Origin of the sequence: Bartonella koehlerae C-29 (genome assembly GCF_000706625.1) — a bacterium.
Classification (GTDB): domain Bacteria; phylum Pseudomonadota; class Alphaproteobacteria; order Rhizobiales; family Rhizobiaceae; genus Bartonella; species Bartonella koehlerae.
In genome coordinates, this window is sequence record NZ_KL407334.1 from 1,500,748 (window position 1) to 1,515,853 (window position 15,106).

A 15,106-nucleotide genomic window follows, 5' to 3' on the forward strand; every position below is an offset into this window, starting at 1 on the left:
AAGAGCTTTGCTATTATTGTGTTCAATATTGAATTGTAAGAATTAACACAACAAATCCTTTTAACATGGTTCCTCGTCACTCATTTCATACATAAAACATATTCACATTGAAGCGATTCTTTATATACAAAGGAGAGATAAAATCTTAATCAAAAGGTACTTCTTTGCCTCATAATCAAAAAACTGTGCTCTAAAAGTAATAAAAATTTTGGAAAAAAGAAAACAAAACGCATAGCGCATTTAACAATAAGAAATAAAATTGTAATGCTTTTATAATTGTTTCCTTGCAATTTGGTAACAAGAAGTTAAAAAGCACATTAACATTCTACCGTGACTACTCAGAGGCTCTACCATGAAACTTTTCTGCGGCAATTCTAATCCACGCCTTGCTGAAGAAGTTACAAATTACTTAAGTATTCCCTTAGGCAAAGCAACTGTAAAACGTTTTGCTGATCAAGAGATTTTCGTAGAATTACATGAAAATGTACGCGGACAAGATGTATTTGTTTTGCAATCCACATCCTATCCAGCAAACGATCATTTGATGGAATTACTCATCATGATTGATGCGCTTCGCCGCTCTTCGGCGCGTCGTATCACAGCTGTAATCCCCTATTTCGGGTACGCTCGCCAAGACCGTAAACCTGGACCACGAACCCCTATTTCCGCAAAACTTGTTGCCAACCTGATCACTGAAGCAGGAGCCCATCGCGTTTTAACATTGGACCTTCATGCAGGACAAATCCAAGGTTTTTTTGATATTCCAACGGATAATCTTTATGCTGTTCCGGTCATTGCTCGTGATGTCAAAATGCATTATTCCCTTGAAAATGTTATTGTTGTTTCACCTGATGTTGGTGGTGTAGTACGTGCACGCTCGCTCGCCAAACGTTTGAACAGTTTACTAGCTATTGTTGATAAACGCCGCGAACGTCCCGGTGAATCAGAAGTGATGAATATCATTGGAGATGTATGCGGAAAAGATTGTCTTTTGCTTGATGATATTGTTGATTCAGGTGGAACGCTATGCAATGCAGCAAGTACTCTACTAAAACACGGTGCCAATAGTGTCACGGCTTATATCACACACGGTGTTCTTTCTGGAAATGCTATTGAACGCATTACCAACTCAGAAATGAAAGAATTGGTTATTACAAATTCAATTATGCCGACAGAAGAAATTGAGAAAGCACATAATATCCGTGTTTTGCCAATTACTGACCTCATTGGAGAAGCCATCGCAAGAACAGCAGCAGAGCAATCTGTCTCCAGCTTATTCGGTTAAACTGGTACTTTAGGATCTCCTAGTGCTATTTCTACACCAAGATCAGGAAAAGCTATAATACGTTGACCGCTAAGATGCGTATGGATAACAATGAGTCCACTCTCTTCAAAATAGGTTAAAAGTCGGCGTGCACGACTTAAAGAGTGCGTACCATAAAGACGCGCCAAAAATGCATCTGATGGACACGGTTTTCCATCCAAAGTGGCTTAAACCACATTCAAAAAACACCTTGGACATCATCTTCCAAGCTTTCTGAAATATAAAAAATACGCTTCCAATTTTCACTAACAGCAGTTTCTTCATCAACACGAGCTTGAGCAATAGCCAATTTACGTCGAAATTGCGAAAGATTTAAAAGATCTCCTGAGAGGCCATGAATACGGCAAAGCAGCAAGAAATCTTGATAAAGTACAGCTGTAGAACGATAAAAAGCCTCAGAATCCTTAAAATTTTTCCGAATAATACATTCTGCTTAGAGATCACGATCAACAACAAAAAATTCAAGAAATAAAACATAGTCGTTCTGCCAACAATTCTTGTTTTTTATGCACAGATTCTTCCAATATTTCATGAATTGATTTTTCTTTCACCAGTTCTCGTGATTGTTTTAGAGGGAATTAAAATTTCTTCTTCAGAAGCAGTAAAAACAAGTTCTTTTACATTCACTCGCTCTGTTGGAAGTGGCATTAATTTTAAGCTAGAAGAACGTGCCAAGGTTTCAACATGACCAATGATGATCAATAAGAGTGTCTTGATAAAGCAGACCCTAAAGCAATAAAATGACCTCGCTAAAGATCTCTAAACATTTCAGCCTAGAAAGCTCCATTCCCAAAAGATCAGTAGCTCGCACCATATCAATATCTAAAAACGTTCGTTCTATTAAAAAATTTGACGCCTCAGCAGCGAAGTTTTTGGTAAACTTAACCAAAAGTTGTGTAGCAATGACACCAGTAAAACCACGTTTGCGCCCTCGGCACATAAGATTGGTCATAGCATTATACTTCATCAGAAACTTCTCCTGCCGCAGCTGGAGCAAATAATCGTGTTTCATCAACAACAAAAAGCAAGAAATACCAGTAATCACGTTCCACATCAAACAGTGTACTAAGAAAGGTACTCACAGCGATCACCTGTTGTTCAGTATCCAAACCTTCAAAATTAAACATCACTGAAACCCGATGTTAGCGAATCCCATAAGCAATATACGTTAATTCTTGTTCGCTTCGTTGCTCTTCAACAATGACATGTCCAAATTTATCTGCTAACAGTGACGAAATCACCCTCTAGATCAATCACACAATGTTGTACCCATGAAAAACTTTTTCAAGAAGATGGCGCAATAGCTGTGATGTTCCCGAACCGGAATTACCCTGCACAAGAAGACGTATTGCCAATAATTCTTCCTAGTCAATAAATGCCGGCATTGATTTACGCAAAGCATTACATTCTCCCATTTCACCCAAGACGATCTCAACCTTCATAACATCTCCACTATTTGATTTTGAATATATTGGCTTGTATTAATTTATTGTCCATCTAGACCATGCTTGTAACATTTCCTTCTCTCTTAATGGTAGAAATCATCGATTTTTCCCACAACTCTTGCATCTATGAATACTTTGAATTATAGAACAAGTTTCTGCGTAGACACCCTTGGAGGCAGCGCAGAATGGAGCAAGCGCTGCTTATCAGCGTATATCTTCATATTCATGCAAAAACTGTTGTTGGTTTTTGATGGATCTCCAATCATGTAAAAGGACTTAAATTATGAGCAAAAGCTATACTCTTAAGGCCGAAATACGCGAGCGGGTTGGTAAGGGGTCCTCCCGTGAACTTCGCCGCAACGGTCTCATTCCAGCTATCATTTATGGTGACAAACAGCCTCCTTTGGCAATCGCAGTTTCTTATAAAGACATCTTCTACAAAATTCACTCTGGTGGTTTTCGTAACACTGTTGCTACTCTTGCAATTGACAAACAGAAAATTATGGTTCTCCCCAAAGACTATCAATTGGACCCAGTTCGTGACTTTCCCTTGCATGTAGATTTCCTACGTATTTCAGCGGAATCCATAGTAGAAGTGAATATTCCTGTACACTTCCTCAATGAAGATTCAGCTCCCGGACTTAAAAAAGGAGGGGTCTTAAATATTGTTCGTCACGAAATTGAGTGTACCGCTCCAGCAAATGCTATCCCTGAAGCAATCGAAATTGATCTCTCCAACTACTCTATTGGTGATTCTATTCATATTTCAGCAGTGCAACTGCCAAAAGATGTTAATCCAGTGATCCAAGATCGAGACTTTACCATTGCAACCATTGCAGCCCCTGCTGGCATGGATATCAATGATGAAATTTCCGAACAAGAAAATAACGAAAAATCTTAATAAACTCCATCAGGCGGGAATTTTTTCCGCCTTAACTTATGAGACATTGATTAACTTCTCACATTTTTATTGAAGGTGCGCATGTGGCTCATTGCTGGTCTTGGTAATCCTGGTTTACAATACCAAAATAACCGCCATAATATCGGTTTCATGGCCATTGATGCCATTTATCAGTCTTTCTCTTTTTCTTCATGGTCGAGAAAATTTCAAGCTGAAATCTCCACTGGTTTCATAAATGGGGAAAAAACTTTTCTTCTAAAACCTCAAACCTTCATGAATCTCTCTGGCCAAACCATCGGTGAAGCCTTACGATTTTATAAATTAGACTTGAAGAATTTTATTGTTATTTACGATGAACTGGACTTACCGCCTGGGAAAGTGCGCGTAAAAATCGGTGGAGGAAACAATGGACACAATGGTATAAAGTCTATTGATTCTCACTGTGGTACTAACTACTGTCGTATACGCTTAGGAATCGGACGTCCAAATTCCAAAGAGCTTGTTTACCAGCATGTTCTAGGGAATTTTACGAAATTCGACCAAGCGTGGTTATCTCCTCTCTTAGAGGCAATTGCAAAAAATATTGCTCTGCTCATAAAGGGTGATAAGTGTCTCTTTATGAATGAAATCTCACAAGCAATGAAAAACAAAAACTTGCAATAATAGCACATTTCTCTTAGTTTTGCATCTTAATGCAAATTTGAGCGTAAAGTTAGAGTGGAGGTAAGCTTCCTTTGTAAAGAACAAAAGTATGCCCAAGGACACGGATAACACCAAATAACCAAAGATTGGCAAAGAATTTATCATTTATAGAGAATAAATTTCTCAGATACATTTGGAGACTGGAAATTGTTCCCGTCATTTTATTAAAAATGTTCATGTTATTTTAAAATGGGAGTTCAAACGTAAGAACTTTCCTTTATTCTCAGGAAAGAAGCGCGACATCGATAGACATTTACCAACCCTAATTTCAAAAAGAGATTCGAAATTGGGTTTTGGAAACGCTTTTAAGAACTATGATACTAATTTGTAAGGATCAATCCCTCTTTTATCTCGGCTCATCCCTATATTTGCAAACTATAAAGTTGTGTTGGAAACTCTAGATTGTGCTGCACCCTATCAATAAAGTCGTCACAAAAGAGAAACTGTTGGTAAGAAGAAAACCAAGATTTAACCACGAAAAATCATGCTATAGCCAATGTTTTGGACCAAAAGCTTCAAGTTTTCTTTTCATTCCATAGACTGCAATGTTCTTATCAAAGCACATCAACTTCTTGAAGGGAATAAAAATACATAAGGAACCCTCCCATCTTTTTGCGGAAATGTTATACTGTTTCCCGATGAAAAACAACTTGATCCATAGCAAGGTGCTTCTGATAAAAATAACGCTTTAAAAACACCAAGAGATAAGATGATGAAAAAACACATCTCTGTCTTTTCTTCACACTCAAACAGAACAACCCCGTATAACCATGATCAATAGCTTTACAAAAAACATTCGATTATCAAATACTTTTTTAACAAATGCAATATAACTTTAAACTCATCTCCTCGTAATTTGATCAAAAAAGCTTCCTCTGAGCTCTTGATCTATGTTTCAACCATCCTCTGTGACTTAGATAAATGAAATGCATAAAAAGCTTTTCTACAAAACAAATCAGCACTGATTTGTGCAGTTTTTGTACATGATACTCTTATTTGCGAAAGAGATTATTGAATAACAAACTCCAAATTACCCCAATGATGCTCCCCTAAGAGAATACTTCTTAGAATTAAAATAATTTACTTTCACTTGGATTGATAGTTGATTGTAGTGGATCATAAGTTTTTGATTGTTGACTTAAAATACTAGGTCTACTCTCACTATTCTGCAACACCACCACACGTGATCCAATGGAGACACGATTATAAAGATCAATGATATCTTGATTGAGCAAACGAATACATCCACTTGAAATAGCACGACCAATCGACCACGACTCGTATGAGCCATGAATACGGAAGAGCGTATCCTGTCCATTTTTATAAAGGTAAAGAGCTCTTGCACCCAATGGATTATCGGGTCCTGGTGGCATTCCTTGTCCTAAATGACCATAACGTTCTGGTTCTCGAGCCATCATCGCCGCCGTAGGAGCCCAATTTGGCCACCGTCGCTTACGCTGCACAACCCCCTCACCTTCAAATGCTAATCCTTCCTTACCCACCCCAATACCATAACGCAAAGCTCTTCCATTTTCACCAATAAGGTAAAGAAAACATTCCTGCGTATCTATAACCAATGTTCCAGGTGGATAAGATGTATAATACATTACCTGCTGACGCCAAAATTTTGGATCAATTGTTGAAAGATCAACAGCAGGTAAAAAATAAGCCTCATTCGTTACGGGTCCGTATAAGGCCCGTATTTCTTCTGGAATGTATCGAACCTGTTGAGAAGCAACAAGCGACATATCTGAGTGACGCGTAGCACATCCAAACAAAGCCAGAGGTGCTGCAATTAAAAAAGCACGACGAGATAACACTCTTTTATTTTCTCCGATTAATTCTTCATACAAACCTGCATACTATGAAAAACTTAGCACACTGTTAACGTTAATTAGGAAATTTCTTATGATTAAAATCAAGATTTTTTTAAAAAATGTGGTAAAAAAAGACAGCTTATTTTTTAGTAGAGCTTTTTTCTTCCTTACAACAACAGAAGACTATGACTCTTTTCAAAATATGCTATAGAAATATTAAAAACACTTTATCTTGACTATAAAATAAACAAAAAAGAAGGCGCTCATGGGTTTTAAATGCGGTATCGTTGGACTCCCTAATGTCGGTAAATCAACCCTCTTTAATGCATTAACAAAAACAGCCACAGCACAAGCAGCTAATTATCCTTTTTGCACAATCGAACCTAACACCGGAGAAGTTGCTATTCCAGATTTGCGAATGGAAAAAATTGCATCGATCGCTGGTTCAAAAGAAATCATTCCCACACGCATCAATTTTGTTGATATTGCCGGACTTGTACGAGGCGCGTCAAAAGGTGAAGGTTTAGGCAATAAATTTTTAGCCAATATCCGTGAAGTTGATGCTATTATTCACGTTTTACGCTGTTTTCAAAATGACGATATTACCCACGTAGAAGGACGCATTGATCCTGTTTCTGATGCTACAACTGTTGAAACAGAACTTATGCTGGCTGATCTTGAAAGTCTTGAACGACGTATCGTGCAAATCCGTAAACGTGCAACCGGAAAAGATAAAGAAGCTCTTACAATTCTTCCTGTAATGGAATCTGCATTAAACTTACTGCATAAAGGAAGCCCTGTGCGATTATTACTCAAGGAAATCTCTCCCGATGAACGCCGCATCCTTGATAGTTTAAATCTTTTAACCTCCAAACCCGTACTCTATGTTTGCAATGTAAGCGAAAATGATGCCGCTCATGGCAATAGCTTTACCAAAATGGTTGAGAAAGTGGCAACAGAGCAAAACGCTCAAAGTATTCTCATTTCTGCTTCCATCGAAGCTGAAATCACTCAACTTAATGACGCAGAAGCCATAGAATACCTTAATGCTCTAGAGCTCTTTGAACCAAGTCTCAATCGCCTCATTCGCGCTGGTTATCATTTGCTTGACCTCATTACCTATTTCACCTGTGGACCTAAAGAAACACGAGCGTGGACGATTACCCGTGGAACTAAAGCACCTCAAGCAGCTGGTGTTATCCACTCAGATTTTGAACGCGGCTTCATTCGTGCCCAAACTATCAGCTATGAGGATTATATTGCTCTAGGTGGAGAAAATGGTGCAAAAGAAGCTGGAAAAGCCCGCGATGAAGGCAAAGAATATATTGTGCAAGATGGCGATATCATCTTGTTTAAACATAATACCTAATGCACTCCATTCAAACGCCTATATACCTATCAAAAATCGTAAATATATGATGGACATCTTTCTACCAAGCTTTACAGCGTAGTAACGCTGTTTATATGGAGTAGAAAGTAATGTAGAGAAATAATATCATTTCTTATCTACAAACGAAAACAATAAACTCCAAACAGAGTTCCTTTCCATTTTTTTCTAAACCCACTGCAACATTTGAAATGAAACTCATTAAAATTGCAAGATATAAAGCAAAGAAAAAGCTTTAGACAGATGTTTCATGAAACATGCAATGAAAAAAATATCAAAAATCAGTACACAGCTTAGGAAAATAAGCAGCGATACACGCAGCCAAACGCAAATGCAATGGTATCACAATTAAAAGTACTGTTGGGATAAACAGATGACGCTATGGCGTCTCTTTATACAAAAAGCACAGATCGTAAAAAAATTGCCCTGGAAACGGTAAAAAAGCTTCCTAAAACTAGAGATAAAGACAAAAAACGCAATAAAATTAATAAGAATTCTCCTTAATACTAATATAAGATATTGATCTTACTACTTTTATTTTATTTAAATCAATCGAAACAAGAACAACCTCTTCAATAAAATTGTTCCAAGATCTTCAAAAAAATCTCTTAAAATATAACAGCGCTATCATATTCTATGATAGCGCTGTTATATTTATAAAAGGCAAGAAAGACAAAATTAGCGTGGCCAACGTCCTTCATATTTAAATGTTGGAGCTTCCTTCAACGAATCCTTTGTCGCATTCATAATAAGCTTCCACTTTCCATAATCATTTGTCATTTGCACTGTTTCTGGTGCAACAACCACATAACTTTCCCCTATACCAAGAAAACCACCAACAGCGATAACAAATCCTGTAATATTATTTTCACGCAAAATAATATCTTTTACTTCGCCAATATTTTCGTTTTCTATATTGTATACACTTGAACCAATAAGACTTGACGCAACAAAATCAGTTTCTAAAGGCGTAACATAACGCGCAAGCACATCTGACCCCATATGTACAATCCCCATTGAAGAAATCATCTCTGGTTCAGAGTATCCCACAAAAGACTGAGTGTAAGCACTAGAAGCCATCAAAACTGTCATAAGAGCAGTAAATATAATTTTTTTCATTTTAACATCTCCGTTTTTACTTTAGAAAACCTCAATGCATCGTAAGCGGATTTGTTCCCTGATCTCTTTTAAGACCAATAATCCTAACTTTTTTCTTATTCAGTCTTTCTTCTTCTTCTTAAATTCCTCCTCTAAACCTTTCCAGATCTGAACTTTTAAAATATAAACAAGCCAACCAAAAATGATTCAAAATAAAATAACACGAAAACCAATTTTCTTACGAACTTCCATTTAGGGATCAGCTGCCCACATCAAAAAAGCAAAATATCGCACGCATAATGTTCAATCGTTTCCGGAGTTCCATCCTCATACGAAATAAGACCATCACTTACAGTGAGGTGTCATAGTTAAAGCATTACCTGCAATAAAATAGGAATTATACCAATGACCATCAGCAATCTTTGTATTTTCTGGTGCCTTTTGATATCCTGTAAAAGAACTGTAATATAATCTGTTCCAGCAGTATCATATGATTCAGTATATCAGAAATAAAAGCAGGAAAAGGCAAAGATAGGACACGCGTACGCGCCATCAGTGATAGATCTGAAAGATAAGCACCACTATGAATAAATCTTGCTTCTTTTTTTATTATCAAAGGGTGAAGAGAAAGCGTCTGTTGTAACACCAATGCTTTTAAAAAATTTTCCTTCTCTATTAGAACTATCCTTCATTTCATATTGCCTAGCAAAAGTCTTAATCCGTTTCTGATCATAACCAAAAGCTTTCAAATCACGAAAAGCTACATGTTTTAGCCCATGGCAACCAAAACAAAACTGTTTGTAAACCTTTAACCCACGCTGCAATTGCATCTTATCCTAAAGCCTAAATGGCCTTGAAAAACTCCATTCCTGTTTTTTAGGAGCACACAAGAGAAAAGAAACAAACTCCTTTTCTTTATCAGAAATATTATGAGCAACACTCTGAAAAAAAAACTTATTAATGGTATAATAATCATTCTAATAAAAGTATTTACCATAGTTTGTTTTTTTCTGTTTCATATCTTCAGTTTGAAAAAGGAAGAGAACGACTCTTTTCAAAAGTGGGTATGATTGGCATAACGATCAAGAAAAATATAAAATAATAAGCCGTAGCCAATTGTGTCCATAAAAGAATATTATGACTGATTTCTCTTAATCCAAACCAAGAAAAACAACATCGATAATAAACGCCAAAAAGAAAATGTTATAAACAGGTCTGTATCTTGAAGAGCATATTTTAGAGTGGTCTAACCATGGAATAAAAATTAAAATGAAAACCGAACGCACTAATATAATAACACCCGCAAAAGTTGATGAAAGAACACCAATATCAAAGTTATAGCACGAAGCATAGCGTAAAAAGGTAAAAAATACCACTCAGGAACCTCACAAAGAAGAGCCTTGAAAGGATCGGCAATACTATAATTTTCAGCCTGCCTCATATAATCAGGCATATAAAACACAAACCAAGCAAAAAAGATCAGAAAAACAGTAATGGCAAGAATATCTTTAATAAGCGTATAAGGTGCAAAAGAAACAGTTTCCTCAGCTGATTGTATTGCAAGATCGGTTGGATTAACCTGTCCAACGTGGTGGAGTGACCAAATATGAAGCCTTACAAGAAACAACAAAAGAAATGACAAAAAATAATGGAAAACATCAAAACGGTTAAATGTCGGTTGTCCCACGCTATAACCGCCAAGAAGTGCCTCATGCAACCACGTCCCCACAAAAGGAATAGCTTTTAAAAGACCAACAACCACTGAAGCAGCTAAAACAGGCCTCTTCCCCCAAACCAAAACATAACCAAAAAATGCTATTGCCATTATGATAATATAGATAAAATGCCCGTGACCCAAACAATTTCTCGCATATTTTTATAAGAACCATAATAAAGTCCACGCGCCAAATGAATATCTCGTACATAGTGTATAGCCAACACAATTCTGGTCAAAAGCTATGATAGAAGCATAACGGTCAAAATACCGCCAAATGTATAAAAATAATTAAGATTACGGGGAAGAGGTAAACGCTTATCAAACCAACGAGTAACAGCATTTTTAGGAAAATAGGAAAAAAATCTTGTCATCACTTTATCCTATTTTCAGCAAAGTATCAGAAATAAATCGATAAGGTGAAATGACTAAGTTATAATTGGCAGGTCCTGAACGCACTCTTCCAGCTGTATCATAAACAGATCCATGACACGGACACAGCCAACTTTCCCAATCTACCAGATTGTCTAAGTATTACATAGCCTAGATGCGTACAATAATTAAAGAGAACGAGCCAATTCTCACGCCCCTTGCCTGCCGAATAAGCAAAATCCGTCGCTTCTTGTTCACCTTCAAAATTAGGATTGCGCGCTTGACGATCTTTCAGAACAGGCAATTACGATAGCGCGAGCTTCAACAATCTCTTTATACAGTGAGATTGCGAATAAAAAAAGACTGCCCCCGCCATGCCCTCTTAACAGCAGAAAAATCAACCTCAACAAAAGAATTTGCCAAAACAGCCTTATCTTGGCACAGCCAGCGCATAAAAGGCCACGCAACCGCACCAATACTAAAAGCCCCTATACTACCTGTTACCAAAAACAGGCAATCCCGCCTTATCTGCTCACTCATTAACTGTAAAAAGCTTTCCTTAAAAGCGTTTTTTACCACACTCTTCCTCACTGTACAATCTCTTATCCCTCCATTTTCTCAACCATGATAGACACTCTTAGATTGAGTGCACATGAATCTCTAAGCCAGAGAATAATTGAAGCATAATTAGGAATTTCATAAAAGAAAAAGCTTTTTATCTAATAAAGGAAATACGTTTGAAATATTCGCGTTTATTAAAAATAACCTTCAATAAAGTGGCATTATTTGTAAAGATTTTCACCATCGTCACGCGCTGTTTGCCTGTTTAAGCCAGAAAGGAAAATGACTGGAACACAGTTTCGATTCTTTACTCATTCTCTTTGTGCCTTTGAACACATAACCATTCTCAACAATAACTTATGTATTTTCTCCCCCATTAATAAGCTAAGCTGCTTGAGCATAGTCATTTTCGTTCTCTGAAGTGAGAAGAAAACGTAAAGCTTGACTCAAAATATCTATCATAATATGATTTTTCGTGGTCAAATCTTGGCTTACTTTTTGCCAACCCTTCCCCTCATGCTGATCTTCTCTATAACCTGCAGCACAACCTATAGCTTCCAACACAAGGGTGTGTTTGGGAAGAGGTAACATCGATCTTTATAGCTTCACCGTCATAACCTATAATCAATCCCTGAACAAACGCTTCCAAATCGGATGTGAAGTCCCTTTCTGGTACCAAGATTCGCAACGTTTATGGACGGATGCTATGCCACTTGCTGTGGATGCGTAGATAATACCTCATTTGCCTGAAGAAAAGAGGAATCTCTCGCCATTGAATCCCATTATTAAAATAAAATGAACACGAGACATATCCTCTATAAACGATAAATCCTTTGCCAATCCTTAGCTACTGATCTCATACTTCTTTTTTGTAATACTACTATTCTTTATAAATGAGAAGTTACCATTACTACACCCTTACTTTCATATCTTAACTTAAGTGTACAGAACTTAGAGAAGATTTCCTGCCGTTCGTACAATTTTTCTCTCCTTGAAGAGAGCTCCTTTTAATCTCAACTCCAACAAACAATGACTCAACCTTCCCTATGTTTTACATCTACAACACTCTTTGGTTTGTCGGATATTTGCATCTAGAATTGAAATTTTTCTATTCTAATTCTTAACGTATTTTGAACATTTTCAAGCCATACAAGGTAATGTCGTCAAATATATTAATTGCGCTACTCGTCGCCAAAAACTGAAATCCATTTGTTTCAAACAATATTCCAAACTTCGGTATCTATCCAATTCACTGAACACCACAGTCTCTTTATAGAGAACATGACTTGAACAGAATCGCTGCCACTTCTCAACAATATTGCAGTTTCGCATTCAATCTGCTTCAGCTTCTCGGTAATATCATAAAACTTGCGCAACAAGCGAATACTGATAAAAAAGTGATTAAAATTGATTTCATAACCAACATACTCCTGCTTGCCATCTTTATCGCTAGAAAAAATTCATTCAGTTAGACATCCGGGACATGCGACAGTACTTCATAAATAAATAAAGGTGTCCTAAAAACCCCTCTAAATAGTGCACATTCTTATAATCACGCAAATCTGCATTAGATACAAATGGCCATTGTCATTCTTCATGTCATTTTTTACGAATCACTATTTTTCTTATCTTGTGACAAATTCATGTTCGTAATTTTTTCCTGAAGGTTAGAGTGAATAATAGCTAAATGCAAAAGATAGATGCTTCTCAATCTTATTTTTAGAATAAACCACAAAGCGCCTTTACAAACACAAAGGAAAAACCATACTATAGGGTGCATGACACTTCACATTGCTCTTTTTCAACCTGACATTGCTGGTAATACAGGAACGATTTTGCGCCTGAGCGCTTGTTTTGGTTTACATGTGCACATTATTGAACCTGCAGGCTTTAACCTGTCAGATCGCAACCTTAAGCGAGCGGGCATGGATTATCTCGAATATGCCTCGCTAAAACGACACATTGACTGGCCACATTTTATGCACAGCATGAAGCATTTTAACCGCCGTCTTTTGCTTTTAAGTACAAAAGCAGAAACATGCTATACGCAGATATGCTATCAAGAAAACGACGTTTTACTTTTTGGACGTGAAACGGCAGGAGTTCCAGATTATGTTCACGAAGCTGTCGATGACACATTAAAAATTCCCATGCAACCACATGCACGCTCTCTAAATCTTGCAATGAGTGTGGCTATAACAACAGGAGAAGCGCTTCGCCAAATTAGTTATTGGAAAAAAGAAGAACTTTATAAAAAAGATATAAAAAATTCATTAAAGGACTTAATATATTGATAAAAATAGCAATGCATTGCACATTACCAATGTTTTTTAAAAGAGTAAAATCACTACATGTTTAGAAAATGTCACAACACCACTAAAATCTTATACTCTTTTGCTCTCAAAAACTCTAAAAAGCATCATTAAAAAAAACTCTTCGAAAAGATCAATGTTATAAATTAATTTTTTCTAATAAGCTATTGCGATCTATTAAGAATCCGCTTTCAATCCATAGCATTTCTAGTTCTTTGAGCTTTTGTCCTAAAAGTACACCTTTAGAAAAACCTTTCTTCATCAAATCCTTACCACTAACAGGAAAAGTTGGAATCTGCCATTTTTGAGCAAGCTGATAAAGCCTCATATAATCTTCTGCTTTTTGCGAAGCTTCATTTCCCTTTAAAGCATCAACATAGGCTGTAGCCAATGAGAGAGATAATTGATCTAAAACTGGCTGTCGACCATGAAAATAAATCAATTTTTGCAAAAAATGGTCTGAACAGTTTTGGCGAATAATTTTCAACTCTGCCCATTCCTTTAACCGCTTTGTTTCCTTATGAGATAAAGACAAGCGATGCGCTATTTCATGAAAACGTACGGGATGAGGAGGAAGAAGACTTTCTAGCCGTAACAATGGATCTACTTTCCAACCAAGAGCCTGTTCTGTTTTCACAAGTGAATGAATCGCATCAACGCCCCATTTTTCTGTTTCAGGGAAAATGAGTGTCAAAATTCCGCTTTGGCTCATCCATAAAAGAGCACGTGTAGGATTAGGCGCAGTGAGAAGTTTTTTCATTTCTCCCCAAATACGTTCAGGTGAGAGTTTTTGCAGACCATGTTTCAAACAAATGCATGCTTTCAATCCTTGTACATCAGGGCGTCCAGCCCCATACCAAGCAAAAAAGCGAAAAAACCGCAAAATACGCAGATAATCTTCACGAATACGCTTCTCTGGAATACCAATAAAACGTACTGTTTTGCTGGCAATATCGTCCAAACCTCCGACTGCATCATAAAGATTGCCAGCAGCATCACAATAAAGCGCATTCATAGTAAAATCGCGTCGTTCAGCATCTTTTTGCCAATCACGACCGAAGGCCACTTTTGCACGACGACCATCCGTTTCAATATCAGAGCGAAGAGTTGTAACCTCGTAAGAACATGACTGAAAAACCACGGTGACTGTTCCAAAAGCAATACCAGTAGGAATAGCTTTAAATCCCGCTTCTTCTACACGGGCTATAACCTGTTGTGGCAAACAGGTTGTAGCAATATCAACATCACTAATAGGCCGCTCTAACAGCTGATTACGCACTGCCCCCCCCACAACACGCGCCTCTTCACCGTCTAAAGATAAAATATAAAGAAGTTTTTGGATGTGACTATGCTGCAACCAATCAACCTGTTTGAAATCTTGTCTTATGCTCACCCTTTAACCTTTCACACAAATCGTCACCATTCTCTCAAACTGGTATCTTTATAGGACAATAGTTTTCCATGACATTCCTT

9 protein-coding genes and 4 pseudogenes are annotated in these 15,106 nt (G+C 37.2%); 5 read left to right on the forward strand and 8 right to left on the reverse strand.

Annotated features, from left to right (window positions below; all coding sequences use genetic code 11):
* The first annotated feature begins 352 nt into the window (after window positions 1-352).
* A complete protein-coding gene (locus O9A_RS06410; RefSeq protein ID WP_034459841.1) occupies window positions 353-1,285 on the forward strand; it encodes a ribose-phosphate pyrophosphokinase in 933 nt (310 codons plus the stop codon).
* On the opposite strand, the pseudogene O9A_RS08695 reads toward O9A_RS06410, so the two are convergent.
* Window positions 1,282-2,679: pseudogene (locus O9A_RS08695) on the reverse strand (ATP-binding protein). The gene O9A_RS06410 and the pseudogene O9A_RS08695 overlap by 4 nt on opposite strands.
* A 373-nt stretch (window positions 2,680-3,052) precedes the next feature.
* On the opposite strand from O9A_RS08695, the gene O9A_RS06425 reads away from it, so the two are divergent.
* A complete protein-coding gene (locus O9A_RS06425) occupies window positions 3,053-3,670 on the forward strand; it encodes a 50S ribosomal protein L25/general stress protein Ctc (RefSeq protein ID WP_034459843.1) in 618 nt (205 codons plus the stop codon).
* A gap of 81 nt (window positions 3,671-3,751) precedes the next feature.
* The gene (gene pth, locus O9A_RS06430) at window positions 3,752-4,333 is read left to right on the forward strand and encodes an aminoacyl-tRNA hydrolase (RefSeq protein WP_034459845.1); all 582 of its coding nucleotides are present in this window, start codon (window positions 3,752-3,754) and stop codon (window positions 4,331-4,333) included.
* A 1,109-nt stretch (window positions 4,334-5,442) separates the two neighbouring features.
* Here pth and O9A_RS06435 read toward each other — a convergent pair.
* Window positions 5,443-6,192: a L,D-transpeptidase gene (locus O9A_RS06435; protein WP_034460279.1), complete on the reverse strand. Its 750-nt coding sequence runs from the start codon at window positions 6,190-6,192 to the stop codon at window positions 5,443-5,445.
* 262 nt (window positions 6,193-6,454) lie between these two features.
* Here O9A_RS06435 and ychF point away from each other — a divergent pair, with 262 nt between their 5' ends.
* The gene (ychF, locus tag O9A_RS06440; RefSeq protein ID WP_034459847.1) at window positions 6,455-7,558 is read left to right on the forward strand and encodes a redox-regulated ATPase YchF; all 1,104 of its coding nucleotides are present in this window, start codon (window positions 6,455-6,457) and stop codon (window positions 7,556-7,558) included.
* 696 nt (window positions 7,559-8,254) lie between these two features.
* Here ychF and O9A_RS06445 read toward each other — a convergent pair.
* The 5 genes and pseudogenes from O9A_RS06445 to O9A_RS06470 all read right to left on the reverse strand — a co-directional run bounded on the left by O9A_RS06445 (window position 8,255) and on the right by O9A_RS06470 (window position 11,912).
* A complete protein-coding gene (locus O9A_RS06445; RefSeq protein ID WP_034459848.1) occupies window positions 8,255-8,695 on the reverse strand; it encodes a PRC-barrel domain-containing protein in 441 nt (146 codons plus the stop codon).
* A gap of 99 nt (window positions 8,696-8,794) precedes the next feature.
* Window positions 8,795-9,671 (reverse strand): annotated as a pseudogene (locus O9A_RS06450) (cytochrome c1).
* Window positions 9,652-10,762, reverse strand: a pseudogene (locus O9A_RS06455) (cytochrome b). The pseudogenes O9A_RS06450 and O9A_RS06455 overlap by 20 nt, the downstream one beginning before the upstream one ends.
* A gap of 4 nt (window positions 10,763-10,766) precedes the next feature.
* A pseudogene (gene petA, locus O9A_RS08700) lies at window positions 10,767-11,300 on the reverse strand (ubiquinol-cytochrome c reductase iron-sulfur subunit).
* Window positions 11,301-11,705: 405 nt separating this feature from the next.
* A complete protein-coding gene (locus O9A_RS06470) occupies window positions 11,706-11,912 on the reverse strand; it encodes a hypothetical protein (RefSeq protein WP_034459852.1) in 207 nt (68 codons plus the stop codon).
* A 1,187-nt stretch (window positions 11,913-13,099) separates the two neighbouring features.
* Here O9A_RS06470 and O9A_RS06480 point away from each other — a divergent pair.
* Window positions 13,100-13,615: a tRNA (cytidine(34)-2'-O)-methyltransferase gene (locus O9A_RS06480; RefSeq protein ID WP_051665599.1), complete on the forward strand. Its 516-nt coding sequence runs from the start codon at window positions 13,100-13,102 to the stop codon at window positions 13,613-13,615.
* Window positions 13,616-13,772: 157 nt separating this feature from the next.
* On the opposite strand, the gene O9A_RS06485 is transcribed toward O9A_RS06480, so the two are convergent.
* Window positions 13,773-15,026, reverse strand: a complete 1,254-nt coding sequence (locus O9A_RS06485; RefSeq protein WP_034459856.1) for a CCA tRNA nucleotidyltransferase — start codon at window positions 15,024-15,026, stop codon at window positions 13,773-13,775.
* Window positions 15,027-15,106 lie beyond the last annotated feature (80 nt).

Excerpts from the sequence above, each read along its gene's own strand:
- O9A_RS06410 (WP_034459841.1), top strand. The coding sequence starts at position 353 with ATGAAACTTTTCTGCGGCAATTCTAATCCACGCCTTGCTGAAGAAGTT.
- O9A_RS06425 (WP_034459843.1), top strand. The coding sequence starts at position 3,053 with ATGAGCAAAAGCTATACTCTTAAGGCCGAAATACGCGAGCGGGTTGGT.
- pth (WP_034459845.1), top strand. The coding sequence starts at position 3,752 with ATGTGGCTCATTGCTGGTCTTGGTAATCCTGGTTTACAATACCAAAAT.
- ychF (WP_034459847.1), top strand. The coding sequence starts at position 6,455 with ATGGGTTTTAAATGCGGTATCGTTGGACTCCCTAATGTCGGTAAATCA.
- O9A_RS06445 (WP_034459848.1), bottom strand. The coding sequence starts at position 8,695 with ATGAAAAAAATTATATTTACTGCTCTTATGACAGTTTTGATGGCTTCT.
- O9A_RS06470 (WP_034459852.1), bottom strand. The coding sequence starts at position 11,912 with ATGTTACCTCTTCCCAAACACACCCTTGTGTTGGAAGCTATAGGTTGT.
- O9A_RS06480 (WP_051665599.1), top strand. The coding sequence starts at position 13,100 with ATGACACTTCACATTGCTCTTTTTCAACCTGACATTGCTGGTAATACA.